This is a genomic window from Vibrio sp. ES.051 (assembly GCF_002563795.1).
Taxonomy (GTDB): Bacteria; Pseudomonadota; Gammaproteobacteria; order Enterobacterales; family Vibrionaceae; genus Vibrio.
Window position 1 is genome coordinate 270622 of sequence record NZ_PDJL01000004.1, and the last position, 26298, is coordinate 296919.

A 26298-nucleotide genomic window follows, 5' to 3' on the forward strand; every position below is an offset into this window, starting at 1 on the left:
TCTTTCCATAAGTTTTGGTTATGGCTTTGATAATAAACTGGTCTTTTACCTTATTACAATAAGGTAATAAGATTTTCTTCAACACAACGACAGAGGTAGTTGTTTTTGAAAAATATTATTGAAGGCTTTATTAAATTCCAGAATGAAGCGTACCCCCAGCGTACAAAGTTATTTAAAAATCTGGCTATGAAGCAAAATCCGAGCACATTGTTTATTTCATGCTCTGACAGCCGGTTTGTGCCTGAGCTAGTGACTCAGAGTGAGCCTGGTGGATTGTTTGTTATCCGCAACGCCGGGAACATTGTGCCGTCATACGGACGAGAGCCCGGTGGTGTTTCTGCATCAATAGAGTACGCAGTAGCCGCTTTGCAGGTCTCGGATATAGTGATATGTGGTCATTCAGATTGTGGCGCTATGAAAGCCATTGCAACCTGTCAATGTATGGAGCACATGCCAGCGGTGAATGACTGGCTGCGAAATGCTGATTCAGCTCGTATTGTTCATAAAGCAACGAAATACAACAACGAGCGTGCTAGCACGGAAGCAATGATCCGAGAAAACGTGCTCGCTCAGATTGAAAATATCAAAACCCATCCTGCGGTTCGCTTGGCTTTAAAAGAGAGGCGCTTAGCTCTGCACGGTTGGGTTTACGATATTGAGTCTGGAGAAATAGAGACTTTCAATGGTAGCACTGACACGTTTATCCCCTTGCGAGACAACACTGAAGTTTGTGCATTTCCAACCTAGTTTTTTGTATCGATGTCATTTAATAACCAACATGAGGAAAACAACAATGATCCAGTCACAAGTTGAAAATACAGCTCGTCGTGAGTTGACTGAAACCATTATTGAAGCGAAAGCGAAGAAAGGCCTATCTTTTGAGCAGATCGCCGAAGGCACAGGTCTAAGCGATGTCTTTGTTACTGCTGCTTTGCTCGGGCAGCAACCATTACCAAAAGATTGTGCTGAAAAGGTTGGTGCTAAGCTTGGGCTCGATGAGAAAGCGATAGCGTTACTACAAATGATCCCTTTGCGAGGCTGTGTTGAAAATAATCTGCCGTCAGACCCTACTATCTATCGCTTTTACGAGATGTTGCAGGTGTACGGTACAACACTCAAAGCATTGGTACATGAACAGTTTGGCGACGGGATCATCAGTGCAATAAACTTCAAAATGGATATTAAAAAAGTGGAAGACCCAGATGGTGGGGCGCGAGCAGTTGTCACGCTAGATGGTAAGTTTTTGCCTTACAAACCTTTTTAATTAGTATTACATCCAGAGGTCGGCTTCTTATGCCGACCTTTCTTTTTATCAGCGACGTTTGATGGTGTTATGCACTAGTTTTGATGGTGTTCTTTATGATTTCTTCTGTTAGCGGCTTTCGCTGTAGTTTAATGTTAAGCATTTGAGTTTAAAGGTGAAGTATTACACTGTATTTGAGTTGTTGTCTTTTTTATAAATGGGATATATGGAAAGATGATTTGTAATCATTACCCGAATTATTACGTCGATAGCTTTGTACTGAAAAACAAAGTCTCGTCCGGCGCTATTTTTAAATGACAAGATAAGGATCATCTAAATGATAGGGAGATTAACTCAGTTATTCCCAGTGTGGGCTGTTGTATTCGCGTTAACCGCTTACTTTTTACCAAGCTTCTTTGTGGAGTTAAAACCTCACATAGTTCCGCTCCTTACGGTCATTATGCTTGCCATGGGGATCAGCTTATCACCAAGTGACTTCCTTAATGTCCTCAAGCATAAAAAAGCAGTGGGTGTTGGGGTATTCTTACAGTTTTTAATTATGCCTCTTGCAGCTTTATTCATTAGCTTCATTTTAGGGTTTAGCACGGAACTTACAGTAGGAATGGTTCTTGTTGGCAGTGTGGCTGGTGGGACATCATCTAATGTCATGGTATTTCTTGCCAAAGGTAACGTTGCACTGTCCATTTCGATGACGGCGATATCTACCTTGCTAGGAGTACTACTAACCCCATTACTTGTAGAGGGGCTTGTTGGTCAAAGTGTGGATGTTCCTGTCTCTGGCATGTTGATGAGTTTAGTTAAGATTGTATTAATTCCTGTCTCGATTGGTGTCATCATCAATACATTTATTCCTAAAGCCGTAGCTAAAGTTCATGCAATTTTGCCGTTAGTGTCAATGGTTGCCATTGTGCTAATTATCGCTATTGTCGTGGCGTTAAACGCTGATAACCTAAATACCGTAGGGCCTTTAGTTGCGCTGGCGGTGATATTACATAATGGTCTCGGGCTGACCGCTGGCTATTACTGTTGCCGTATACTTGGTTTTAATGAGTCGACTTGTCGGACAATTGCATTTGAAGTGGGGTTACAAAACTCAGGTTTGGCAACGGCACTTGCGATGAAGTTCTTTTCTCCTGCCTCGGCTATTGCTGGCACAATATTCTCGGTTTGGCACAATATATCAGGCTCACTTATCGCCGGGTACTGGTCTAACCAAAAAGCTCGTAAACCTGAAGTCGTCACTAATAACTCAATAAGTTGAAGTCGAGTTCAGCGCCATGATAATACAGCCGTCTGCAATGTTTAGGTTATAGACCATTTTCAGATAACCATTGGCAGCAACCTCCCGAGCGAAGCGTTGTTAGGTCATGAGCCGCAAAAGCGATGGCAAGAAAAGAAGCTGACACGAATAGAACCAAGTGCGTATCGCCGAAACGTGATGGCAGTGTGAAAAAGAGTTTGATCGCTTTATAGAAAAACGCCCAACACTTATATAAAGGAAGAAAAACTTAATATCATGATTAAGTTCACGGAAGTGTTTCCACTGGGAACAGTGGCGCAGTTGTCCATAATATGGCTGGCTTGGTGATTTCAGTGAACGCTTCCCTGTGATGATATCCATACGTGTTGGTTTATGACCCTGCGGTGCTAAGACACAGGCGCTAATTATTGACCTTGCATTAAAGGAGATAAAAATAGTCAATGCGATTTATCCGTCGAGGCGATCTGAGAAAATTAAAGAGTACCTAAATTCTCGGTCACGCATTTCATATTACTTCGATAGCTATAAGTTGTTATCCACAGTATTTTGTGAATAAGTTGTAGAGAACCTGAGCATTCACTCTGGGTAATTTTAAAGGTGCGTGGAAAGTGCTCAGTCAGCATGTTTTTTTAGAAAAAATGCATTTTAGTCTTGCTAAAGAAATACTTCTCCCTATAATGCGCATCCACCGACACGGCAGATGCGATAAGGCTTCAACAGGGTCGGAAAGGTCGAAACCTTCTACGAAAAAATTAGTTGAAAAAGTGTTTGACACTTTCAGTTATATCGCTAGAATTCACCTCCGCTTTGAGAGAAACGCTTCTCGAAAAGCAAGCTCTTTAACAATATAGACCTATCAATCTGTGTGGGCACTCGTTGATGATAATCAAATTAGAAGCTTAGGCTTCAAATACGGTTTCAATGAACTGAGTGACCAATCGAGATTAACTTGTTTAATCTTGGCACAGTCAATTCATTATCGTTCTGTTGGAACGATAATAGCTTTAAAATTACGTTTGTAGTTTTGAAGTCAGTATTCGTTGAGCCGACAAAATCTTAAATTGAAGAGTTTGATCATGGCTCAGATTGAACGCTGGCGGCAGGCCTAACACATGCAAGTCGAGCGGAAACGACAACATTGAGCCTTCGGGTGATTTGTTGGGCGTCGAGCGGCGGACGGGTGAGTAATGCCTAGGAAATTGCCCTGATGTGGGGGATAACCATTGGAAACGATGGCTAATACCGCATAATGCCTACGGGCCAAAGAGGGGGACCTTCGGGCCTCTCGCGTCGGGATATGCCTAGGTGGGATTAGCTAGTTGGTGAGGTAAGAGCTCACCAAGGCGACGATCCCTAGCTGGTCTGAGAGGATGATCAGCCACACTGGAACTGAGACACGGTCCAGACTCCTACGGGAGGCAGCAGTGGGGAATATTGCACAATGGGCGCAAGCCTGATGCAGCCATGCCGCGTGTATGAAGAAGGCCTTCGGGTTGTAAAGTACTTTCAGTCGTGAGGAAGGGGATATCGTAAATAGCGGTATTCTTTGACGTTAGCGACAGAAGAAGCACCGGCTAACTCCGTGCCAGCAGCCGCGGTAATACGGAGGGTGCGAGCGTTAATCGGAATTACTGGGCGTAAAGCGCATGCAGGTGGTTTGTTAAGTCAGATGTGAAAGCCCGGGGCTCAACCTCGGAATAGCATTTGAAACTGGCAGACTAGAGTACTGTAGAGGGGGGTAGAATTTCAGGTGTAGCGGTGAAATGCGTAGAGATCTGAAGGAATACCAGTGGCGAAGGCGGCCCCCTGGACAGATACTGACACTCAGATGCGAAAGCGTGGGGAGCAAACAGGATTAGATACCCTGGTAGTCCACGCCGTAAACGATGTCTACTTGGAGGTTGTGGCCTTGAGCCGTGGCTTTCGGAGCTAACGCGTTAAGTAGACCGCCTGGGGAGTACGGTCGCAAGATTAAAACTCAAATGAATTGACGGGGGCCCGCACAAGCGGTGGAGCATGTGGTTTAATTCGATGCAACGCGAAGAACCTTACCTACTCTTGACATCCAGAGAAGCCGGAAGAGATTCTGGTGTGCCTTCGGGAGCTCTGAGACAGGTGCTGCATGGCTGTCGTCAGCTCGTGTTGTGAAATGTTGGGTTAAGTCCCGCAACGAGCGCAACCCTTATCCTTGTTTGCCAGCGAGTAATGTCGGGAACTCCAGGGAGACTGCCGGTGATAAACCGGAGGAAGGTGGGGACGACGTCAAGTCATCATGGCCCTTACGAGTAGGGCTACACACGTGCTACAATGGCGCATACAGAGGGCGGCGAGCCAGCGATGGTGAGCGAATCCCAAAAAGTGCGTCGTAGTCCGGATTGGAGTCTGCAACTCGACTCCATGAAGTCGGAATCGCTAGTAATCGTGGATCAGAATGCCACGGTGAATACGTTCCCGGGCCTTGTACACACCGCCCGTCACACCATGGGAGTGGGCTGCAAAAGAAGTAGGTAGTTTAACCTTCGGGGGGACGCTTACCACTTTGTGGTTCATGACTGGGGTGAAGTCGTAACAAGGTAGCGCTAGGGGAACCTGGCGCTGGATCACCTCCTTATACGAAAGATTATTGCGATGAGTGTTCACACAGATTGATGGTTTAGAAGCGAAAGCTTCGAGCTATAATTGCTCTTTAACAATTTGGAAAGCTGACTGATAACAACAACGTTGTTATCAAATAAAGTTCTCAATGTTTATCGTAAAGATAAACACCAAAACAACACATTCAAGTGTTCTTGGGAATATCACTATTGCAGTGATTATTCGAAATTGAGTCCGGCAAAATCGAAATGTCTCTCGCTCATTCAAATAATGAGAGACAACTTTGGTGATTTGAACATCAACTCGAAACTCCTTCGGGTTGTATGGTTAAGTGACTAAGCGTACACGGTGGATGCCTTGGCAGTCAGAGGCGATGAAGGACGTATTAACTTGCGATAAGCCCAGATTAGGCAGTAAAAGCCACTTGAGTCTGGGATTTCCGAATGGGGAAACCCACTTACATAAGTAAGTATCGCTGCGTGAATACATAGCGTAGCGAGGCGAACCGGGGGAACTGAAACATCTAAGTACCCCGAGGAAAAGAAATCAACCGAGATTCCGAAAGTAGCGGCGAGCGAAATTGGACTAGCCCTTAAGCTTTATAGGCGTCAGGTGAACAAGCTGGAAAGCTTGGCGATACAGGGTGATAGCCCCGTAACTGACGACGCATATGCAGTGAAATCGAGTAGGGCGGGACACGTGATATCCTGTCTGAATATGGGGGGACCATCCTCCAAGGCTAAATACTACTGACTGACCGATAGTGAACCAGTACCGTGAGGGAAAGGCGAAAAGAACCCCTGTGAGGGGAGTGAAATAGAACCTGAAACCGTGTACGTACAAGCAGTAGGAGCACCTTCGTGGTGTGACTGCGTACCTTTTGTATAATGGGTCAGCGACTTATATTCAGTGGCAAGGTTAACCATCTAGGGGAGCCGTAGCGAAAGCGAGTGTTAACTGCGCGACTTAGTCTCTGGATATAGACCCGAAACCAGGTGATCTAGCCATGGGCAGGTTGAAGATTGAGTAACATCAATTGGAGGACCGAACCGACTAATGTTGAAAAATTAGCGGATGACTTGTGGCTAGGGGTGAAAGGCCAATCAAACCTGGAGATAGCTGGTTCTCCCCGAAAGCTATTTAGGTAGCGCCTCGGACGAATACTACTGGGGGTAGAGCACTGTTAAGGCTAGGGGGTCATCCCGACTTACCAACCCTTTGCAAACTCCGAATACCAGTAAGTACTATCCGGGAGACACACGGCGGGTGCTAACGTCCGTCGTGGAGAGGGAAACAACCCAGACCGCCAGCTAAGGTCCCAAATTACTACTAAGTGGGAAACGATGTGGGAAGGCTCAGACAGCCAGGATGTTGGCTTAGAAGCAGCCATCATTTAAAGAAAGCGTAATAGCTCACTGGTCGAGTCGGCCTGCGCGGAAGATGTAACGGGGCTAAGTAGTAAACCGAAGCTGCGGCAATACTCTTTGAGTATTGGGTAGGGGAGCGTTCTGTAAGCGGTTGAAGGTGTGTCGTAAGGCACGCTGGACGTATCAGAAGTGCGAATGCTGACATGAGTAACGATAATGGGGGTGAAAAACCTCCACGCCGGAAGACCAAGGGTTCCTGTCCAACGTTAATCGGGGCAGGGTGAGTCGACCCCTAAGGCGAGGCCGAAAGGCGTAGTCGATGGGAAACGGGTTAATATTCCCGTACTCAATCAAATTGCGATGGGGGGACGGAGAAGGCTAGGTGGGCCTGGCGACGGTTGTCCAGGTTCAAGTGCGTAGGCTGAAGAGTTAGGTAAATCCGGCTCTTTTTAAGGCTGAGACACGACGTCGAGCATCTACGGATGTGAAGTCATTGATGCCATGCTTCCAGGAAAAGCCTCTAAGCTTCAGATTTGATGGAATCGTACCCCAAACCGACACAGGTGGTCGGGTAGAGAATACCAAGGCGCTTGAGAGAACTCGGGTGAAGGAACTAGGCAAAATGGTACCGTAACTTCGGGAGAAGGTACGCTCTTGGCGGTGAAGTCCCTTGCGGATGGAGCTACTAGGAGTCGCAGATACCAGGTGGCTGCAACTGTTTATTAAAAACACAGCACTGTGCAAAATCGTAAGATGACGTATACGGTGTGACGCCTGCCCGGTGCCGGAAGGTTAATTGATGGGGTTAGACTTCGGTCGACGCTCTTGATCGAAGCCCCGGTAAACGGCGGCCGTAACTATAACGGTCCTAAGGTAGCGAAATTCCTTGTCGGGTAAGTTCCGACCTGCACGAATGGCGTAATGATGGCCACGCTGTCTCCACCCGAGACTCAGTGAAATTGAAATCGCTGTGAAGATGCAGTGTACCCGCGGCTAGACGGAAAGACCCCGTGAACCTTTACTACAGCTTGGCACTGAACATTGACCCTACATGTGTAGGATAGGTGGGAGCCTTTGAAGCACGTACGCCAGTATGTGTGGAGGCAACCTTGAAATACCACCCTTGTAGTGTTGATGTTCTAACTTAGCCCCCTCATCGGGGGTGAGGACAGTGCCTGGTGGGTAGTTTGACTGGGGCGGTCTCCTCCCAAAGCGTAACGGAGGAGCACGAAGGTGGGCTAAACACGGTTGGACATCGTGTGGTTAGTGCAATGGCATAAGCCCGCTTGACTGCGAGAATGACAATTCGAGCAGGTGCGAAAGCAGGTCATAGTGATCCGGTGGTTCTGAATGGAAGGGCCATCGCTCAACGGATAAAAGGTACTCCGGGGATAACAGGCTGATACCGCCCAAGAGTTCATATCGACGGCGGTGTTTGGCACCTCGATGTCGGCTCATCACATCCTGGGGCTGAAGTCGGTCCCAAGGGTATGGCTGTTCGCCATTTAAAGTGGTACGCGAGCTGGGTTTAGAACGTCGTGAGACAGTTCGGTCCCTATCTGCCGTGGGCGTTGGAGAATTGAAAGGGGCTGCTCCTAGTACGAGAGGACCGGAGTGGACGAACCTCTGGTGTTCGGGTTGTGTCGCCAGACGCATTGCCCGGTAGCTAAGTTCGGGATCGATAACCGCTGAAAGCATCTAAGCGGGAAGCGAGCCTTGAGATGAGTTCTCCCTGATACTTTAAGTATCCTAAAGGGTTGTCGTAGACTACGACGTTGATAGGCAGGGTGTGTAAGTGCTGCGAGGCATTGAGCTAACCTGTACTAATTGCCCGTGAGGCTTAACCATACAACACCCAAGGGGTTTTGATGGACTCAATACAAGAAAACTTGATTGTGTTAAGAACTGAAACAGCTTTCCAGATTATTAATTACTGCGTTGGCGGTAGTTAAAAAGAATTTGCTTGGCGACCATAGCGTTTTGGACCCACCTGACTTCCATGCCGAACTCAGAAGTGAAACGAAATAGCGCCGATGGTAGTGTGGGGTTTCCCCATGTGAGAGTAGGACATCGCCAGGCTTTAAATTTAGTTTTTACCTTTATAGGTGAAAACAACAGGTAAAAGAGCCCGTTTAAAAACGGGCTCTTTTAGTCCGAACAGATATTTTGATGCTGATATAGCTCAGGCGGTAGAGCGCATCCTTGGTAAGGATGAGGTCCCCAGTTCGATTCTGGGTATCAGCACCACTTACAATCTTTTTATGCTCTTTCATAAGAGCTTAAAGCAAAAGATAAAATTTAATTTGGCGACCATAGCATTTTGGACCCACCTGACTTCCATGCCGAACTCAGAAGTGAAACGAAATAGCGCCGATGGTAGTGTGGGGCTTCCCCATGTGAGAGTAGGACATCGCCAGATACTTATTAGAAAGCCTAGTCAATCGACTAGGCTTTTGTCGTTTATACGGTTCTACTTTTCTTTTTAGGGAATGAGTCCGCGCTAACCTAAGTGTCATACCATGTCCTCCAGACCTCAGTAAAAAAAGCTGAGGTCTTTTCGTATATGCTGAATGACTGGTATCGTTGTTCAAAGAGTCTCTCTGGAATGTCAGCCCAGCAACTACTCCACTTTTTAACTTAAGTCCCTCGGTTTTAGTCCAAATAATTTTCTCTTTCATACACGGTAAGAGGTGATTTTTACAGCTTGATTATTATTAAAACCCAAGACTTTATGCCAATCCTAATGAATTAACTGACCATTCTAGCTTGTTACAACACTCGATAGCCTCGTTATAATTTTGATTTATAACAACGACTTATCGATAAGTTTGCATTGTGAACAGTGTTCGCCCTGTTTTATTTTTTCTGACTTACTTACTGTGATTGGTTTTACTACACTGTCAATGTGACTTGATACAATAGGAGATACTAAAAAGTTTTTACTTTGCTGATCTTGATTGTAGAGATTAACCTAACGGGAGTTCTCGTAGGAGTGAGTTTGATGATACAACAAATAAAAAATGAAACCTTAACATCTGTGTTTAAGCAATGGTCTTCGGAAGAGGGAATTGTGGTCATCAACCCTGCAACTGAACAAGAGTTAATTCGATTAAAGCCCAGCACGCTTGAGGAGTTGAACGGCCTAATTAGCATGTGTGTCAGTGAGCAAGTCGTTTGGGCCAAGCTGAGTGCGAAAGAACGTTCTTGTCGTTTGAAAAGATGGTATCAGCTACTGATTGAAAATGCAGAGGATATTGCGACTATTATTACCCTAGAGCAGGGCAAAACCTTAACCGAGAGTCGAGGTGAGGTAATGTACGGGGCTTCTTTTGTTGAGTGGTTCTCTGAAGAAGCTAAAAGAGCCTATGGAGAGGTTATTCCAGCCCCCTCAATAGATAGGCGGCTATCTACGCTTAAGCAGCCTGTGGGGGTTTGTGCGGCGATTACGCCGTGGAACTTTCCTATCGCTATGATTACGAGAAAAGCGGCACCGGCATTGGCGGCTGGTTGTGGCATGTTGATCAAACCTTCAGCACTTACCCCTTTAACTGCCATTGCCGTTGTTGAGTTGGCTTATCAGGCGGGGGTTCCTAAATCACTTCTTCCTCTCGTTTTATCAGAACAGGCAGCGGAGTTTGGGCAAATATTAAGTACAGATCCTAGAATTAAAAAGATATCCTTTACGGGGTCGACACGTGTTGGAAAAATTTTGATGAAGCAGGCGAGTGACACCGTTAAAGCTGTTTCTATGGAGCTGGGTGGTAACGCGCCTTTTATTGTGTTTGATGACGCTGACTTGGAGGCTGCAGCGGAAGGTCTTATTGCTTCTAAATTTCGTAACTCAGGACAAACATGTGTTTGTACGAATCGACTTTATGTCCATGAAAGTGTGAAAGACCTATTTGTTGAAAAAATCCTAGCGAAATTGCCTGACTTGATCGTTGGTGATGGATTAAAGCCTAACTCTACACTTGGACCTATTATTACTATGGCATCTAAGCACCGTCTAGAAGCCGTGATCGACGAGTCGGTACAAGAAGGCGCTAAGGTCGTTAACCACCCACAAAAGCGTTCAGGCCGCTTTATGGAGCCTGTAATTCTGGATAATGTCGAGCAGAGAATGGCAATTGTGCAACAAGAGTTATTCGGGCCTGTATTGCCGATCATCACCTTCGAAGATGATCAACAAGTTCTCACAATGGCAAATGAAACAGAATATGGTTTGGCTTGTTATTTCTACACGAATAACTTGAAGCGCATTATTAGCTTCAGCGAAGGGCTGGAATATGGGATGGTTGGAATTAACGAAGGGATTATTTCGACTGAAGTCGCGCCGTTCGGTGGTGTTAAAGAGTCTGGTGTTGGACGGGAAGGTGGCAAGCAAGGACTTGATGAATATTTAGAGACTAAGTACGTCTGTCTAGGTGGCTTAAGGTAATCTCGACTCCCTCCCGACTAAGATTGATTACAAAAGCTAGTTTTTTCTTAGGTATGAATGAAAGATGGAGTTTCTTTCAGATAAAAAAAAAGCCGCATCAAGTAATGCGGCTTTTTTAATATGGCTCCTCCTACTGGGCTCGAACCAGTGACCTGCGGATTAACAGTCCGTCGCTCTACCAACTGAGCTAAGGAGGAACAAATTTTTAATAAGTGGTGCCGACTACCGGAATCGAACTGGTGACCTACTGATTACAAGTCAGTTGCTCTACCTACTGAGCTAAGTCGGCACATTTTCGTTAATAAGCAATCGACTTACTAACTGAAAATGGCTCCTCCTACTGGGCTCGAACCAGTGACCTGCGGATTAACAGTCCGTCGCTCTACCAACTGAGCTAAGGAGGAATTGTCTAGTAAAGGAATAAATGGTGCCGACTACCGGAGTCGAACTGGTGACCTACTGATTACAAGTCAGTTGCTCTACCTACTGAGCTAAGTCGGCACACTAATGTTCTTTATACATTGTTCGTGCGAAGCACCAACAATTTAAATAGTGGTGCCCGGAGGCGGAATCGAACCACCGACACGAGGATTTTCAATCCTCTGCTCTACCGACTGAGCTATCCGGGCAACGAGGTGTATTAAACGGTTTTTTGCTTATTAGGTCAACCATAAAATTAAAATTAGATATCGTTTGATGAAAATGTACTCGGAGTGGGCTGTTTTTATGCATTTTTGACACAAAGACACCGCCCAGCAAGCTTTCTTTGATGAAAAATGACGAGTTGAAAAGGGAAATATGAGTTTAAAATAAAAAAAGCATGCTTGAAAACGTGCATTATATTGAGAATTGACTTTAAACTAATGCTTTATTGAGAGCTTATTAACCCAGTCTCTCCGTTTGGTTACTAAAAGGTTTAGCACTTTTTTCAGTTAGCGAGAGGGAATATACAGAGTAGGATAGAAATGAAAAAGCCGCATCTATTGATGCGGCTTTTAAAGTTGGCTCCTCCTACTGGACTCGAACCAGTGACCTGCGGATTAACAGTCCGTCGCTCTACCAACTGAGCTAAGGAGGAATTATTCTGTTTGTGTCTTACCAATTATTTAAAATTAAGCAAATGCACCAAATAATGGTGCCTCGAGGCGGAATCGAACCACCGACACGAGGATTTTCAATCCTCTGCTCTACCGACTGAGCTATCGAGGCAAAAGAATGGTGCCGACTACCGGAGTCGAACTGGTGACCTACTGATTACAAGTCAGTTGCTCTACCTACTGAGCTAAGTCGGCACGCTTTATTCTTTCTCTAGAAGAGGTAAACTCTGCTAATTTGAATCCCATAAACATGAAATTCTAAAGTTGGCTCCTCCTACTGGGCTCGAACCAGTGACCTGCGGATTAACAGTCCGTCGCTCTACCAACTGAGCTAAGGAGGAACTATTCTGTTTGTGTCTTGCTAATTAAGCAAGTGCACCAAATATGGTGCCTCGAGGCGGAATCGAACCACCGACACGAGGATTTTCAATCCTCTGCTCTACCGACTGAGCTATCGAGGCAAAAGAATGGTGCCGACTACCGGAATCGAACTGGTGACCTACTGATTACAAGTCAGTTGCTCTACCTACTGAGCTAAGTCGGCACACTATATTCTTTATGCTTTTGTCTGTGTTGTAAGGTTTTATTAAAACACCAACAAATCAATTTGTGGTGCCCGGAGGCGGAATCGAACCACCGACACGAGGATTTTCAATCCTCTGCTCTACCGACTGAGCTATCCGGGCAACGGAGCGCTATTAAACGGATTTTACCGCTTTGCGTCAACCACTTTTTTTAAATAATTTCAAAAAAGTGGCTGTTCGAACGCTTTTTATTCAACTCTCACTATAAAGTTTGCGCTGAGCTAAATTCCTTTTTGAAATTTGTCACTTTTTCGAGGTAGCGACGCGCTTCACTATTCGGATGTTTTTTGGTTAATGCCCAATAAACTTGGTTAGGTTGCAACGAATTTAAGTCTTGCATCGCGCGTTTGCGATCTCTGCGATGGAAGGTATTTAGTACGCCACCAGTGCCACCATTGTAAGCAGAAATCATACTATACTCGAGCGAGGTTGGATGACGAACATCTCTCAAATAACGATTTTTTAAAATATAGAAATACGCAGTACCAGTATCAATATTATTCTCAGGGTTAAATAGATACTCTGGACTTGGTTGACCTGAACGCTTCTTAACGAGCTTGAAGACATCGCGACCCGCAGTTTTAGGTACGATTTGCATTAAACCGTAAGCATTGGCCCAGCTCACCGCGTATGGGTTAAAACTGCTCTCAGTTTTGATGATGGCGTAAATCAAGTCTTCAGCAATGTCATATTTCTTAGAGGCTCGGCGTACGATATCAGCATATTGATAGCTACGTTGCGAGAAGTGGTCTTCTACCATAGGAATTTCGACATAGTGCGCTTTTTTAAAGTCGACGTCTTTGGTTTGAATTTTATTTGCGATGAGATAATCGGCGAATCGACGTGCACGCCAAGACCACTGAATTGGTTTGTTGTCTTGATCGACAACTTGGTTATATAAAAAAGGTTGGCCCTCTAATGTTATCCCTTTAGATGAAAAGAGATCCACGTGGGCGGGGTCGTCAGGCGTTAATAAAGTGGTGATGATTGCATCTTTGAGGTGTTTTTGAGGCTCGGTTGGAGAGACGGTCTCGATGGTGATCACGCCTTTGCGAAAGTCGACCTCTGCACGACTTAGGTAGTTATCGATGTATTTGACGTAATTGCTTTTGCCTGCGTACTTTACTTCTTTTTTACCCCAGCGTTTTTTGATATTGCCAGAGAAGCTACTGATCAACGCATCCAACGCTGCGGTATCTTTTGCAAATTGTCCTGGGAGTTCCGCTAAGTGGTTGGCGAAACGGTTCGTCGGCTCATAATCGATGTGATAGATTTTTTCGACGAACTCACGACTACAGCCTGCCATTAAAAGTGCGGCAGCAATAAAGACAATTTTTTTCATAAGTATCAGGTATCAGGCTAATTGAGGCTAATAGAAAAATGACACCACAAGCGGGTTATGGTGTCATTGCTTTAACTCAAGCTATTTATTCGCTTGGTGGTGTGTAACCTTCGATATGAACGTCTTTTCCTTCAAATAAGAAGTTCACCATTTCTGTTTCGATCAGTTTTCGGTGTTCAGGATCCATCATGTTGAGTTTCTTTTCATTGATCAACATGGTTTGTTTGTGTTGCCACTGAGCCCACGCCTCTTTCGAAATATTGTCGAAAATGCGTTTACCTAGTTCACCAGGGTAAAGTTGAAAGTCTAGCCCTTCGGCTTCTTTCTTTAGTCGAGCACAAAACACAGTGCGGCTCATAATGACTCCTTGTATTCAATTAACGAAGTTCGTAAGGCAGCGCTTCCAGCAATTGCTTGACTGGCGCTGCTAAACCGATTTCTTCAGGTTTAGATAAGTTATACCAAAGACCTTTATTACCTTCCATTATCATGCTGGGCTGGTTTGATAAATCAATCAAAATCGGCGTGATATCGAGGTGATAATGGCTAAATGTATGACGAAATGTAATCAGTGTTTGTTGTTTTTTGATGTCGCTGGTTTGGATGTCTCTTTGTTCCAATAGCAGCTCAATATCACTTTCGACATCCGCATGTTCGGTTTGTGGGAAGCAAAATAACCCACCCCAAATGCCAGTTTGTGGTCTTTGTTCTAGCCACACTTCGTGACCATGTTCATTACGGTGATGAAGCATCACGAAACGCGTTTGCTTCACAGGCTTGTCTTTCTTCGGCTTTTTACCCGGGTAGTCGAGCACATTGTCTTGTTTTTTGGCCACGCATAGGTCAGCAACGGGACACAGGCTACATTTGGGTTTGCTGCGAGTGCAGACCATCGCCCCCATATCCATCATTGCTTGGTTATACTTATCAACGTCCGCTTGGGGGGTGTGCGTTTCCGCTATTTTCCATAGCTGATTTTCAACCTTTTTCTGCCCTGGCCATCCTTCAACGGCAAAGCAGCGAGAAAGGGTGCGCTTTACATTGCCATCGAGAATCGCATGTGGCTGTTTATGCACAGACGATAAAATGGCAGCAGCGGTAGAGCGCCCGATCCCTGGTAAGTCGTTCATCTGCTCTATATCAAGAGGAAACTCACCATTGTATTTTAAGGCGACCTGTTTCGCGGCTTTATGAAGGTTACGAGCACGGGCGTAATAACCTAAGCCAGTCCAAAGGTGCAGAACTTCATCTTGTTCTGCACAGGCAAGATCGACCACGGTTGGAAAACGCTCCAAGAAACGCTGATAATATGGAATAACCGTAGTGACTTGAGTTTGCTGAAGCATGATTTCAGACAGCCAGACACTGTAAGCGGTCTTGTTTTGTTGCCATGGAAGCTCTTTTCTCCCATATGCGTCATACCATTTTAAAATGGCATTGGCGAAAGGTGTCACGACTTGCTCTGTATTCTATTATTGGTTAGGTGCAAAATTGCACCACATAATGGGCAAGAAGTACAACGGATAAAGTGTGGGGATATAAAGGAATGTGTTGTCGCTGTTGCGCTGGCATCGCCCCAGAGTTCAACAAATACTTGCACCTAAGTAAATTCTTTGGATAATCCCCGCTTTGATTAATCAATGTGCAGGCAAAGTCAATGAGTGAAGTAACCACTAACGAATACAACGAAGACGGCAAGCTGATCCGTAAAATCCGCAGTTTCGTTCGTCGCGAAGGCCGCCTAACTAAAGGTCAAGAGAGCGCGATGAATGAGTGCTGGCCGACCATGGGTATCGATTACAAAGCGGAATTTCTTAATTGGAACGAGGTGTTTGGGAATGACAACCCTGTCGTACTTGAAATTGGCTTTGGTATGGGGGCTTCCTTGGTTGAAATGGCAAAGAACGCACCAGAGAAGAACTTTATCGGTATTGAAGTTCATAGCCCAGGTGTTGGTGCATGTCTTTCGGACGCACGTGAAGCTGGTGTGACGAATCTACGCGTCATGTGTCATGATGCCGTGGAGGTGTTTGAACACATGGTACCCAATAACAGTCTAGCAACCGTACAGCTATTTTTTCCTGACCCATGGCATAAGAAACGTCACCATAAGCGTCGTATCGTTCAGTTAGATTTTGCTGAAATGGTCCGTGAAAAGTTGATACTGAATGAAGGTGTTTTCCACATGGCGACCGACTGGGAAAACTACGCAGAGCACATGATTGAAGTCATGAACCAAGCGCCTGGTTTTGAAAACATTGCGAAAGATGGTGATTTCGTTCCTCGTCCTGACGAGCGTCCATTAACCAAATTTGAAGCTCGTGGTCACCGTCTTGGGCATGGTGTGTGGGATATCAAATATAAGCGTATTGCGTAAGTAGAGAAGCTCATAGGATGTACCATGACATGTGATATTAGCCAATCTGGGAGATAACCGAATTGACTTTGATAACGCAATGATTATCGTCTGCTCGGAGTGAAAAGCGACTTTTGCTTAACAGGGCGTGAGTGTGATGGTGTCTGGTTGGTCTTATGGCGTGTAACTCGGTAGCAAAAAATAGCTAACTCAATCGTAGTTCGTTAGAGCTTTTACAAGAAGCACTGCCTGCATGGAAAGTGGTTTGAAGAAGTAAAGCTCAATTGTGTGTCTTTCAACGCGTTCAGACTGAGATAGAAGACGTTGCCGTAAGGTTTGAAGCGCAAGGGCGTTGTTTTCCTACGTTTCAGACATCGTTTATCTTCACTGGGTTGTTCAATCTATCAAGCGCAATATTATTATGCTAGTGACACCATCATTGACTGCAATCTAATCAATCCTATGGAAAGCCAACGAGATGTTGGCTTTTTTTACCTCTGAGTTTAAAGCGCTCGCTTGTAAAAAGAAGGCAGAGAATGAAACCTACAGCGGAAATTTTGGTCGATATTTTGGCGGAAGTACGCCCTTTAATCGGCCAAGGCAAAGTGGCCGATTACATTCCGGCTCTGGCAAAAGTACCCAATAACAAGTTAGGTATTGCGGTATACACCAATGAAGGCGAGGTGATTAAGGCGGGGGATGCCGATGAATCTTTCTCTATTCAGTCTATTTCAAAAGCATTAAGTCTAACGCTTGCGATGTGCTTGTATAAGCAGGAAGAAATTTGGGCGCGTGTGGGTAAAGAGCCATCAGGGCAGGCGTTTAACTCGTTAATTCAGTTGGAAATGGAGCAGGGGATTCCTCGCAACCCGTTCATTAATGCGGGGGCGATAGTGGTGGCGGATCTATTACAAAGTCGTCTTTCTGCGCCTCGTCAGCGTTTGCTGGAGTTTGTACGCCAACTCTCCGGTGACACACACATAGTGTATGACAAGGTGGTTGCTGCGTCAGAAATGATGCATGGTGACCGTAATGCTGCGATTGCTTACCTAATGCGATCATTTGGTAACTTTGAGAATGACGTCATTCCTGTACTGCAAAACTACTTCCACGCTTGTGCGCTGAAAATGAGTTGTGTCGACTTGGCCAAAACGTTCAGTTACTTGGCGAACAAAGGCACCTCGGTACAAACCAGCAAACCTGTGGTTTCTGCGACTCAGGCAAAGCAACTTAATGCACTATTGGCAACCTGTGGTCTGTATGATGGGGCCGGAGAGTTTGCTTATCGCGTTGGTATGCCTGGTAAGTCTGGTGTGGGGGGCGGTATTATCACCGTGGTTCCAGGTGAGATGACGATTGCTGTATGGTCGCCAGAGTTAGACGCTTCGGGTAATTCGCTGGCTGGAACGAAAGCGTTAGAGCTGCTTTCGGAACGTATCGGACGCTCGATTTTTTAGAGGGCGAGTTTGATTGTCGCCGAAAGAATGCCTCTCTTGCTTGAGAGGCATTCTTTTATGCATTTGTTGGTGGTGTTATTCGTCTTCTTCGACCATAAAGGCTTCGAGTAAATCATTGAGGAAGAGTTTACCTTTCTCAGTAATTTGCCAATGCGTGTCGGTTTCACTTAAATAGTCCATTTCTAACGCCCAATCAATGTTTCCTTGAATGGTGCTCAAAGGCAAGCCCGTGGTATTGACGTAATCTTGTTTTGGGCATGCTTCCATTAAGCGGAAGCGGTTCATAAAGAACTCGAACGGACGGTCTTCATCTGCCACCACGTGCTCCGTATGTAAATACGGCTTTACCATGTTTTGATACGCCGCTAAATACCCCCTAGGATGCTTCACTTTCGTTGTGCGGATGATGCGTCCGTCAACAAAACTAAGCTTGCCGTGCGAGCCACAACCGATCCCCAGGTAATCCCCAAAACGCCAGTAATTAAGGTTATGCTGACATTGATACCCCGGTTTGCTGTAGCCAGAAATCTCATATTGCACATAACCAGCCGCCGTCAGTTTTTGGTGCCCAAGCTCAAATATATCCCACAAATCATCGTCGTCTGGTAGCGTCGGTGGTTTGTAGTAGAACATGGTATTTGGCTCTATCGTCAGTTGGTACCACGAAAGGTGCGGCGGTGCTAACTCAATCGCTTTGTCCAAATCAACCAGAGCTTGTTCAGTACTTTGATCGGGTAGGCCATGCATTAAATCTAGGTTGAAACTGTTCAAACCAATTTGATGAGCCAACTTAGCGGCATTAACGGCTTCGTCTTGGCCATGGATTCGCCCTAGGCGCTCCAGTTTCTGCTGCTCAAAACTTTGCACGCCGATAGAAATTCTCGTGACGCCCGCTTTACGATAACCGACAAAACGCTCTGCTTCGATCGTGCCTGGATTGGCTTCCATGGTAATTTCGATTTCAGGCTTAAACGGAATACGTGCTTCGATGCCTTTTAGCAGACGCTCGATACCTTGGGCTGAAATTAAACTCGGCGTACCACCACCAATAAAAATCGAGTGCAGCGGACGCGGAGTATCACTTAAACAGTACTTTGCAATATCACTGTCTAAATCTTCAAGCAGAGCACTAATGTATTCTGCTTCCGGAATGTCTGTTTTTAGCGCGTGTGAATTAAAGTCACAGTAGGGGCACTTTTGTACACACCACGGGATATGTACATACAAGCTCAGTGCTGGGGGCGTTAACATGTTTAGACTCGTTTTATATTACTGAGCGGCTTGCTCAGATAGTTGTGCGAAGAGCGACTTAAGTGCTTTACCACGGTGTGATAGCTGCTTTTTGCGCGCGGGTTCCAGTTCTGCTGATGCACAGTTTTCTTCTGGTACAAAGAAAATTGGGTCGTAACCAAAGCCATTATCACCCTGTGCTTCAGGCAAAATCCGACCTTCCCATTTACCATGGCAGACGATAGGCGTTGGGTCATCGGCATGACGCATCAATACCAGCACGCAATGAAAACGCGCCGTTCGCTCAAGCTCTGGTACCCCTTCCATCACCTTTAATAGCTTTTCTAGATTCTCGTGATCTGATGCATCCTCACCCGCGTAACGGGCCGAATAAATACCCGGCGCGCCTTTTAGGAAGTCGACTTCCAGACCAGAATCATCCGCGATGGCTGGCAAACCGGTTTCTTGCGCGGCGTGACGTGCTTTGATGATGGCGTTTTCAATAAACGTAGTACCGGTTTCTGCTGCTTCAGATACGTTGAATGCACTTTGCGCTAATACTTCAAAACCGAAGTCAGACAGTAAGCCTGCCATTTCACGTACTTTGCCTTGGTTGCCTGTTGCTAGCACAATTTTTTTCATGGGGGATCTCTTTCCATTGTGATAGAGGGGAACAGACCGTTCTCCTCTGGATTTTTACTTATTGGTTTTTGGTCTGCTGGTATCCGAAAGCATTTAGAACATCACAACCCAATCACTCTTCAACATAAAATTTCTGAGTGAATGTAAGTTTACCAGAGCCTTTGTCTCCCGATTTTACATCAATATCGAAGGTGAACGTTTCTTCATGAGTAATGGGCAGCTCTGCGAGGTAGTAAATCGCGTCGCCTTCTTTCACTTCACGGAAGGTAAGCTTTTGTGTTTGGCCTATTAAGTTTTTCGCTTGACCGCCGATCTTCGCCTCTAATGCTGGTTTGCCCAGTGAGGCTCTGTCTAATACGCTAATGTTTACCACCGCGACGTAGTGGTTACGTTTAATGTCATAGCTGCGCGCCACTTTAGGCGTTAAAAATGTTGAATTGAACGCGACGTAGTGAACTTCGATGTCTTTCATATTTTTAAACTGGTCGGCGAAGCTTGGTAGTGACAGCAAACTGATCAGTAATGCGGTAATCCATTTGTTCATTGTTACTTCCTCAAAGCGATAGTTTTATCTCAACTGTGATTGGTCTAAATCATTGACCGTTTTTTCGGTGGGAAAGTTCAACGGTTACGATTGTTAGTATTAAGTGTGGTACAAAATTGTAAATAAAAAGCCATCATAAGATGGCTTTAATGTCAGTCGGTATCTGGGAGGGGGATTCTATCCGAATTTGCTTGTGCCGTCCCAGTTCCCCCTTTTCGATGTGAACCGAGCTTTTAGCCATCTTGAATTGTTTTGCTAAGAACTTGGTTAAGTGCGCGTTGGCTTTGCCATCGGTCGGGGGCGCGGTAATGGCGATTTTGAGCTCTTCACCGTGCAAGCCGACGATTTGATCACGGCTTGCTTTTGGTTGAATATAGAGCTTTAGGACAATGTCCTCGCCATCTTGCCACGCTGCGGTTGACATTACAGTTGATACCAAATCGGACCAATAAGGTCACCCATCAAGAAGTTAGCGAACTGCAGGCCAATAAATAGAACCAGAACACTAAGGTCAAGACCACCAAGCGCAGGAATGACACGGCGAATCGGTGCACACATTGGCTCTGTTAATTGATGGAAGACATACTCAATCGGGCTACGGCCTTGGCTAACCCAGCTTAAAATAGCGCGAATCAGTAGTACCCAGAATAAGAGGCCACCAGCTGCTTTGACGAGTGACAATAACCCTAAGAGTAAGAACTCAGCACTGAAAGAAACAGAACCACTTGAGGCGATAAGGATAAGCGCGACAAACTTCAGTACGCAGAGCAAGTAAGCAAATAAGACCGTCGCTAGATCGATGTTCCCCACGGAAGGGATGAAACGACGCAGCGGGCCAACTACAGGTTGTGTCGCTTTGACAATGAATTGCGAAAACGGGTTGTAAAAATCTGCACGTGCAGCTTGCAACCAAATACGCAAAATGACGACCATGATATACAGGTCAAATAGGGTTGAGATGAGAAAACTCATTGAATTCATAAGGTACCCTTACAAGTAGTGGATGATGTTTAAATGGGGTTCATCCAAGTAATTAAAATTGTTTTTCCATTTCTTCCGCTCGAGTTACTGCGGCTTGCATGGCTTTCGCGACAGTATCGGAAAGTTGATGTTGGTTGAACGTACGCAGTGCTTCTGCCGTTGTTCCACCTTTCGACGTCACATTCTCACGCAGTGTAGAAAGCTCGGTCTCTGGGTTGTTTACGACCATACTTGCTGCGCCTAACGCCGCTTGCTGCACCAATAGACGAGCGGTGTCCTTGTCAAATCCTTGTGCAATCGCTTCAGTTTGCATCGCTTCCATAAACAAGAAGAAGTATGCCGGAGCACTACCTGCTGCTGCAATCACATTATTGATACCAGACTCGTGTTCGACCCAGCAAACTTTACCAACCGCTTGCATGAGTTCTGCTGCAAACGCTTTATCTTGCTCGGTCACATGCTGTGGCGCAAATAAGCCACTCATGCCTAGCCCAAGTTGTGATGGTGTGTTTGGCATCACGCGAACCAAGTTTAACGTAGTTGCTAACATGTCATCGAGACGTGAACTGTTGATGCCCGCGGCGATAGAAATCACCAGTTTGTTAGTAAAATCGATGGATTGTAACGGTTTACACACCTCTGCCATCATTTGTGGTTTCACCGACAATACCACTACATCCGCCTCGGTCGCAGCGTGGATATTATCGCTGGTGGTACGGATGCCAAAATCTTGTTCAAGCGGCAAACGACGAGCCTCTGAAGGCGCGGTAGCGGTAATGTTTTTCGCTGGGTATCCGTTAGCAACCAAGCCAGAAACAATGGCTCTCACCATGTTACCAGCACCGATGAAGGCGATTTTTTTATGTTCCATTTGTCTGATTTCCATCATGATATATTACAATTCATTGTGCGCTCAGGTGTATAATGGCGCCGCTTTATCCTTACTGCTCCTATTTAGGCGGTAAGATGATCGAGTGATTTGCTCTTGGGTATTTATGACGAGTCATTTTTTGCTGTAGTCACGTGCGCCAAAAATAGCAGTGCCGATGCGAACCATCGTACTGCCTGCATCGATGGCAGCCGTCATGTCACCACTCATTCCCATTGATAATGTATCGATTTCTGGGAATTGTGCTTCGAGTGTGTGTTTCAAGGTTGCCAACTTACGAAACTCCTGACGTTGTGAGTCGTAGTCCGACAGGTTGGCAGGGATCGACATCAACCCTCTTAACGTGAGGTTGGGCAGGCGAGAAATCAACTCCGCCAACTCGAATACTTCTGCTTCGGTGATACCTGACTTCGATGCTTCACCGCTGGTATTGACTTGAATCAGTACTTGCAGTGGGTTTAGCTTGCTCGGGCGTTGGTCATTCAAACGTTGAGCGATTTTAGGTCGATCAATGGTGTGAACCCAATCGAAATGTTCAGCAACAAGTCGTGATTTATTGGATTGAATTGGGCCAATGAAGTGCCATTCGATGTGATTATCTGGATAATGCTCGGCAAAGTGCTGAACTTTACTGACGCCTTCTTGGACGTAGTTTTCCCCAAAAGCGGTTTGACCAGCTTGGTAGGCTTCGAGAATTGCCTCGACCGGTTTAGTTTTGCTGACCGCTAGAAGTTGCACTGATTCTGGAGAACGACCACATTTTTGTTCGTCGTGACGGATTTGAGAGGTGATCTGTTCAATATTTTGTTGAATACTACTCATCGCTGTACTTTAGACTTAAGGATTTTAAATGGATATCACTGAGTTACTGGATTTTAGTGTAAAACATAATGCCTCGGATCTACATCTTTCTGCAGGTGTACCACCAATGGTTCGTGTTGATGGTGATGTGAGAAAACTGGGCATTCCCGCGTTTACACACCAAGAAGTGCATCGTCTGGTTTTTGAAATCATGAACGATGCCCAGCGCAGTGAGTTCGAAGAAAAACTCGAAGTCGACTTCTCTTTTGAGTTGCCTAATGTTGGCCGTTTTCGTGTCAACGCGTTTAACCAATCTCGTGGTTGCGCTGCGGTATTTCGTACCATCCCAAGCCGCATTCCCACACTTGATGAGCTTGAAGCGCCAGAAATTTTTCGCAAAATTGCCAGCGCAGAAAAAGGCTTAGTCCTTGTTACAGGCCCAACAGGTTCAGGTAAATCGACCACTTTGGCTGCTATTGTTGACTACATTAACCGCAATCACAATAAACATATTCTCACAATTGAAGATCCAATCGAATTTGTGCATGGCAATAACAAGTGTTTGATCAACCAACGTGAAGTACACCGTGACACGTATAGCTTCCAAAACGCGCTGCGAAGTGCACTACGTGAAGACCCAGACGTAATTTTGGTCGGTGAGCTACGTGATAAAGAAACCATCAGTTTGGCGTTAACTGCAGCAGAAACAGGGCATCTGGTATTTGGTACGTTGCATACCAGTTCAGCGGCGAAAACCATCGACCGTATCATCGACGTCTTCCCTGGAAGCGACAAAGATATGGTGCGTTCGATGCTTTCTGAATCTTTGCGTTCGGTTATCGCCCAGAAGCTACTCAAACGTAATGGCGGTGGCCGTATCGCCTGTCATGAAATCATGATGGCAACACCGGCAATTCGTAACTTGATTCGTGAAGATAAGGTCGCGCAGATGTATTCCATCATCCAAACTGGTGCGGCGCACGGCATGCAAACCATGGAACAAAACGCGCGTCAGTTGATGGCGCAAGGTATGGTGGAGCGCGAAGAAGTCGACAACAAAATCGGGTTAGACGTGCAGCAATTCTCGTAATATGTATGGTGAGCATCAAAGATGGATCTAAATAAATTTCTGGAAGGCATGTTGGCGTTGAAAGCGTCGGATCTTTATATCACGGTTGGGGCACCAATCTTATTCCGCGTGGATGGTGAGTTGTGTCCGCAAGGTGACAAGCTCACCGAAAATGATGTGGCGAAATTACTCGATAGCGCAATGGAGCCCGAGCGACGTCAAGAGTTTCGTAAAAGTCACGAGTCTAACTTTGCCATCGTGAGAGATTGTGGCCGTTTCCGAGTGAGTGCTTTTTTCCAGCGCGAATTGCCGGGCGCGGTCATTCGTCGTATTGAAACGAATATTCCGACTTTTGAACAATTAAAGTTACCACTGGTTCTGCAAGATCTCGCAATCGCAAAGCGAGGATTAGTGCTGGTGGTGGGGGCGACTGGTTCTGGTAAATCGACCACGATGGCGGCGATGACGGGTTATCGGAATAGCAACAAGACGGGGCACATTTTGACGGTCGAAGACCCAATCGAATTCGTGCATGAGCATAAGCGCTGTATCGTGACTCAGCGAGAAGTCGGGCTAGATACGCAAAGCTATGAAGTCGCGCTTAAAAACTCGCTGCGTCAGGCACCAGACATGATTTTAATTGGTGAGATCCGCAGTCGTGAGACGATGGAATACGCCATGACGTTTGCCGAAACTGGCCACTTATGTATGGCAACGCTGCACGCGAACAACGCGAACCAAGCGTTAGAGCGTATCCTTCATTTGGTACCGAAAGATCAAAAAGAGCAATTATTGTTTGATCTTTCCATGAACTTAAAAGGTGTGGTTGGCCAGCAATTGATCCGAGATAAGAATGGAAAAGGTCGTCATGGAGTCTTTGAGATCCTGTTAAACAGTCCGCGAGTTTCTGATTTGATCCGCCGAGGAGAGTTGCATGAGCTGAAATCAACCATGGTGCGTTCAAACGAATTTGGTATGTTGACGTTTGATCAGTCGCTCTACAAGTTAGTAATGCAAGGTAAGATCAGTGAAGATGATGCGTTGCACAGTGCGGATTCTGCCAATGATCTGCGTTTGATGCTAAAAACCCAGCGCGGTGAGTCGTTTTCAACGGGCAGTCTGGCTAACGTTAAGATTGATATGGAGTAGAGATACTATTTGCCGCTTATAACGGGATTAAAGCGTAGGATTGGTATTTTTGCTGGGTAGTGAAAAGGTTGGTCAATGCCAACCTTTTTATTTTTATTCGGTTTGGTGTGATTTATTCACGCCAAAGGTTTTCAAACCAACTTTCAAGAATAACCACGGCAGATTGACAGTCAATATTACCTTTCGATAACGCTTTGTACCCACCCATCCCAAACAAGTCTGCACGAGCTTCGGTTGTTGATAAACGCTCATCATGAAGTTCTACCGCTAAACCATAGCGGCCTTGTAAGCGCTTCGCGAACTTTCTTGCACGAGGCGTAATCGTTTCAAGATCTTTACCATTCAGATCCGTTGGTAAGCCGACCACCAGTAAGTCGGGCTGCCACTCTTTAATTTGTTTCTCGATGTCGTCCCAGTTAGGAATACCATCGTTAGCCTTAAAGGCTTTCAGTGGAGACGCGGTGCCAGTAATTTCTTGGCCAATTGCGCTGCCAATGCTTTTGGTTCCGAAATCAAAAGCCATAATTGTGCGTGACATAAGGTGTCTCTATTTTAGGTAACTGTACGAATGTTGGTTAAGCGTGCCCAGAATCAGCCGAAAGGTGACTAGAGTCGATACCCAGCTTTTCGACCGCTTTTTTCCAACGCTCATTGATAGGAGTATCGAAGATAATTTCTGGTGTCGCTTCAATGGTGAGCCAAGAGTTTTCGACTAACTCACTCTCTAATTGACCAGCGCTCCAGCCAGAATAACCAAGCGCGACTAAGTAGTCACTCGGTTCCGCTTCGGTTCCTAAAACAGAGAGAATATCGCGTGAAGTGGTCACAGCGAGCTCATCCGTCATTTGGATACTGGAGTCGTAGTCATCTTTTGGCTTGTGGAGAATGAAGCCGCGGTCTTCCGAGATAGGGCCACCATTATAGACAGGCCTATCAAGGCTTGTTTCAAATAGACGCGGATGAACGAGCTGCATTTCCACCTGCTGGAGCATTTTACCAACCGTGATATCGACGGGCGCATTGATCATCAGTCCCATAGCGCCTTCTTCGTTGTGTTCACAAACGTAGATCACGCTGTTGTGGAAGTACGGATCTTTCATTCCAGGCATGGCAACTAAAAAATGATTTGTGAGGTTCATACTCATACTGCCCCTTAACACTCGTACATGCACTTAAGCAAAAGGGACAATTCACCTTATCGTTTAAATGCATTAGGTTGCTTATTTTTAAGT

At 45.7% G+C, this 26298-nt stretch carries 20 protein-coding genes, 13 tRNA genes, 4 rRNA genes and 1 pseudogene; 14 read left to right on the top strand and 24 right to left on the bottom strand.

Going from position 1 to position 26298, the window contains the following annotated elements; translation table 11 throughout:
* Nucleotides 1–105 precede the first annotated feature (105 nt).
* The 10 genes and pseudogenes from ATG66_RS07585 to ATG66_RS07640 all read left to right on the top strand — a co-directional run bounded on the left by ATG66_RS07585 (nucleotide 106) and on the right by ATG66_RS07640 (nucleotide 10925).
* Nucleotides 106–747, top strand: coding sequence for a carbonic anhydrase (locus ATG66_RS07585; protein ID WP_098415867.1), 642 nt, complete (start codon nucleotides 106–108; stop codon nucleotides 745–747).
* A 46-nt stretch (nucleotides 748–793) separates the two neighbouring features.
* Nucleotides 794–1264 carry a cyanase gene (gene cynS / locus ATG66_RS07590; RefSeq protein WP_098414751.1) on the top strand — a complete coding sequence of 157 codons (471 nt, stop codon included), beginning with the start codon at nucleotides 794–796 and terminating at the stop codon, nucleotides 1262–1264.
* Between the two features lie 316 nt (nucleotides 1265–1580).
* On the top strand, nucleotides 1581–2525 hold the full coding sequence (locus ATG66_RS07595) for a bile acid:sodium symporter family protein (RefSeq protein ID WP_098414752.1): 945 nt from the start codon (nucleotides 1581–1583) through the stop codon (nucleotides 2523–2525).
* A 212-nt stretch (nucleotides 2526–2737) separates the two neighbouring features.
* Nucleotides 2738–3081 (top strand): annotated as a pseudogene (locus ATG66_RS21025) (HD family phosphohydrolase); the annotation flags it as partial.
* Nucleotides 3082–3583: 502 nt separating this feature from the next.
* Nucleotides 3584–5136, top strand: a 16S ribosomal RNA gene (locus ATG66_RS07615).
* 309 nt (nucleotides 5137–5445) lie between these two features.
* Nucleotides 5446–8335, top strand: a 23S ribosomal RNA gene (locus ATG66_RS07620).
* 114 nt (nucleotides 8336–8449) lie between these two features.
* Nucleotides 8450–8566 (top strand): 5S ribosomal RNA (gene rrf / locus ATG66_RS07625).
* Between the two features lie 92 nt (nucleotides 8567–8658).
* Nucleotides 8659–8734 (top strand) — tRNA-Thr (locus ATG66_RS07630).
* Between the two features lie 55 nt (nucleotides 8735–8789).
* Nucleotides 8790–8906 (top strand): 5S ribosomal RNA (rrf, locus tag ATG66_RS07635).
* The 16S, 23S and 5S rRNA genes sit together here with 1 tRNA gene alongside, the layout of an rRNA operon.
* A gap of 582 nt (nucleotides 8907–9488) precedes the next feature.
* A complete protein-coding gene (locus ATG66_RS07640; RefSeq protein ID WP_179885622.1) occupies nucleotides 9489–10925 on the top strand; it encodes an NAD-dependent succinate-semialdehyde dehydrogenase in 1437 nt (478 codons plus the stop codon).
* Nucleotides 10926–11046: 121 nt separating this feature from the next.
* On the opposite strand, the gene ATG66_RS07645 is transcribed toward ATG66_RS07640, so the two are convergent.
* The 15 genes from ATG66_RS07645 to mutY all read right to left on the bottom strand — a co-directional run bounded on the left by ATG66_RS07645 (nucleotide 11047) and on the right by mutY (nucleotide 15402).
* Nucleotides 11047–11122: transfer RNA gene (locus ATG66_RS07645), tRNA-Asn, on the bottom strand.
* A gap of 16 nt (nucleotides 11123–11138) precedes the next feature.
* Nucleotides 11139–11214, bottom strand: a tRNA-Thr gene (locus ATG66_RS07650).
* 39 nt (nucleotides 11215–11253) lie between these two features.
* A tRNA-Asn gene (locus ATG66_RS07655) sits at nucleotides 11254–11329 on the bottom strand.
* A 21-nt stretch (nucleotides 11330–11350) separates the two neighbouring features.
* Nucleotides 11351–11426, bottom strand: a tRNA-Thr gene (locus tag ATG66_RS07660).
* Nucleotides 11427–11478: 52 nt separating this feature from the next.
* Nucleotides 11479–11554: transfer RNA gene (locus ATG66_RS07665), tRNA-Phe, on the bottom strand.
* 373 nt (nucleotides 11555–11927) lie between these two features.
* Nucleotides 11928–12003, bottom strand: a tRNA-Asn gene (locus ATG66_RS07670).
* A gap of 55 nt (nucleotides 12004–12058) precedes the next feature.
* Nucleotides 12059–12134: transfer RNA gene (locus ATG66_RS07675), tRNA-Phe, on the bottom strand.
* A gap of 7 nt (nucleotides 12135–12141) precedes the next feature.
* Nucleotides 12142–12217: transfer RNA gene (locus tag ATG66_RS07680), tRNA-Thr, on the bottom strand.
* Nucleotides 12218–12287: 70 nt separating this feature from the next.
* A tRNA-Asn gene (locus ATG66_RS07685) sits at nucleotides 12288–12363 on the bottom strand.
* A 44-nt stretch (nucleotides 12364–12407) separates the two neighbouring features.
* A tRNA-Phe gene (locus ATG66_RS07690) sits at nucleotides 12408–12483 on the bottom strand.
* A gap of 7 nt (nucleotides 12484–12490) precedes the next feature.
* Nucleotides 12491–12566, bottom strand: a tRNA-Thr gene (locus tag ATG66_RS07695).
* Between the two features lie 66 nt (nucleotides 12567–12632).
* A tRNA-Phe gene (locus tag ATG66_RS07700) sits at nucleotides 12633–12708 on the bottom strand.
* A 100-nt stretch (nucleotides 12709–12808) separates the two neighbouring features.
* Complete coding sequence (gene mltC, locus ATG66_RS07705) at nucleotides 12809–13948, bottom strand: membrane-bound lytic murein transglycosylase MltC (protein ID WP_098414753.1); 1140 nt, start codon at nucleotides 13946–13948, stop codon at nucleotides 12809–12811.
* Between the two features lie 85 nt (nucleotides 13949–14033).
* Nucleotides 14034–14306: an oxidative damage protection protein gene (locus ATG66_RS07710; protein WP_098414754.1), complete on the bottom strand. Its 273-nt coding sequence runs from the start codon at nucleotides 14304–14306 to the stop codon at nucleotides 14034–14036.
* A gap of 19 nt (nucleotides 14307–14325) precedes the next feature.
* Entirely contained in the window at nucleotides 14326–15402 is a 1077-nt protein-coding gene (gene mutY / locus ATG66_RS07715) for an A/G-specific adenine glycosylase (protein ID WP_098414755.1), read from the bottom strand.
* A gap of 203 nt (nucleotides 15403–15605) precedes the next feature.
* On the opposite strand from mutY, the gene trmB reads away from it, so the two are divergent.
* Complete coding sequence (trmB, locus tag ATG66_RS07720; RefSeq protein ID WP_098414756.1) at nucleotides 15606–16325, top strand: tRNA (guanosine(46)-N7)-methyltransferase TrmB; 720 nt, start codon at nucleotides 15606–15608, stop codon at nucleotides 16323–16325.
* A 515-nt stretch (nucleotides 16326–16840) separates the two neighbouring features.
* A complete protein-coding gene (glsB, locus tag ATG66_RS07725) occupies nucleotides 16841–17761 on the top strand; it encodes a glutaminase B (protein WP_098414757.1) in 921 nt (306 codons plus the stop codon).
* Between the two features lie 75 nt (nucleotides 17762–17836).
* On the opposite strand, the gene hemW is transcribed toward glsB, so the two are convergent.
* The 7 genes from hemW to ATG66_RS07760 all read right to left on the bottom strand — a co-directional run bounded on the left by hemW (nucleotide 17837) and on the right by ATG66_RS07760 (nucleotide 22869).
* Nucleotides 17837–19012: a radical SAM family heme chaperone HemW gene (gene hemW, locus ATG66_RS07730; protein WP_098414758.1), complete on the bottom strand. Its 1176-nt coding sequence runs from the start codon at nucleotides 19010–19012 to the stop codon at nucleotides 17837–17839.
* A gap of 18 nt (nucleotides 19013–19030) precedes the next feature.
* The gene (locus ATG66_RS07735; RefSeq protein ID WP_098414759.1) at nucleotides 19031–19633 is read right to left on the bottom strand and encodes an XTP/dITP diphosphatase; all 603 of its coding nucleotides are present in this window, start codon (nucleotides 19631–19633) and stop codon (nucleotides 19031–19033) included.
* A 112-nt stretch (nucleotides 19634–19745) separates the two neighbouring features.
* Nucleotides 19746–20177 (bottom strand): DUF4426 domain-containing protein, encoded by a 432-nt coding sequence (locus ATG66_RS07740; RefSeq protein ID WP_098414760.1) that lies wholly within the window; start codon nucleotides 20175–20177, stop codon nucleotides 19746–19748.
* A gap of 133 nt (nucleotides 20178–20310) precedes the next feature.
* Nucleotides 20311–20601 (bottom strand): DUF167 family protein YggU, encoded by a 291-nt coding sequence (gene yggU / locus ATG66_RS07745; protein ID WP_098414761.1) that lies wholly within the window; start codon nucleotides 20599–20601, stop codon nucleotides 20311–20313.
* Nucleotides 20601–21158 (bottom strand): YggT family protein, encoded by a 558-nt coding sequence (locus ATG66_RS07750; RefSeq protein ID WP_098414762.1) that lies wholly within the window; start codon nucleotides 21156–21158, stop codon nucleotides 20601–20603. The genes yggU and ATG66_RS07750 overlap by 1 nt, the downstream gene beginning before the upstream one ends.
* A 52-nt stretch (nucleotides 21159–21210) precedes the next feature.
* The gene (gene proC, locus ATG66_RS07755; protein WP_098414763.1) at nucleotides 21211–22029 is read right to left on the bottom strand and encodes a pyrroline-5-carboxylate reductase; all 819 of its coding nucleotides are present in this window, start codon (nucleotides 22027–22029) and stop codon (nucleotides 21211–21213) included.
* Nucleotides 22030–22161: 132 nt separating this feature from the next.
* On the bottom strand, nucleotides 22162–22869 hold the full coding sequence (locus ATG66_RS07760; RefSeq protein WP_098414764.1) for a YggS family pyridoxal phosphate-dependent enzyme: 708 nt from the start codon (nucleotides 22867–22869) through the stop codon (nucleotides 22162–22164).
* 28 nt (nucleotides 22870–22897) lie between these two features.
* Here ATG66_RS07760 and ATG66_RS07765 point away from each other — a divergent pair, with 28 nt between their 5' ends.
* Together ATG66_RS07765 and ATG66_RS07770 are read left to right on the top strand one after the other, a co-directional pair.
* Nucleotides 22898–23938: a type IV pilus twitching motility protein PilT gene (locus tag ATG66_RS07765; RefSeq protein ID WP_098414765.1), complete on the top strand. Its 1041-nt coding sequence runs from the start codon at nucleotides 22898–22900 to the stop codon at nucleotides 23936–23938.
* Between the two features lie 21 nt (nucleotides 23939–23959).
* Nucleotides 23960–25066, top strand: a complete 1107-nt coding sequence (locus ATG66_RS07770) for a PilT/PilU family type 4a pilus ATPase (protein ID WP_098414766.1) — start codon at nucleotides 23960–23962, stop codon at nucleotides 25064–25066.
* A 112-nt stretch (nucleotides 25067–25178) separates the two neighbouring features.
* On the opposite strand, the gene ruvX is transcribed toward ATG66_RS07770, so the two are convergent.
* Both ruvX and ATG66_RS07780 read right to left on the bottom strand, forming a co-directional pair.
* On the bottom strand, nucleotides 25179–25604 hold the full coding sequence (gene ruvX, locus ATG66_RS07775; protein ID WP_098414767.1) for a Holliday junction resolvase RuvX: 426 nt from the start codon (nucleotides 25602–25604) through the stop codon (nucleotides 25179–25181).
* A 37-nt stretch (nucleotides 25605–25641) separates the two neighbouring features.
* The gene (locus ATG66_RS07780) at nucleotides 25642–26205 is read right to left on the bottom strand and encodes a YqgE/AlgH family protein (RefSeq protein WP_098415869.1); all 564 of its coding nucleotides are present in this window, start codon (nucleotides 26203–26205) and stop codon (nucleotides 25642–25644) included.
* Between the last annotated feature and the right edge of the window lie 93 nt (nucleotides 26206–26298).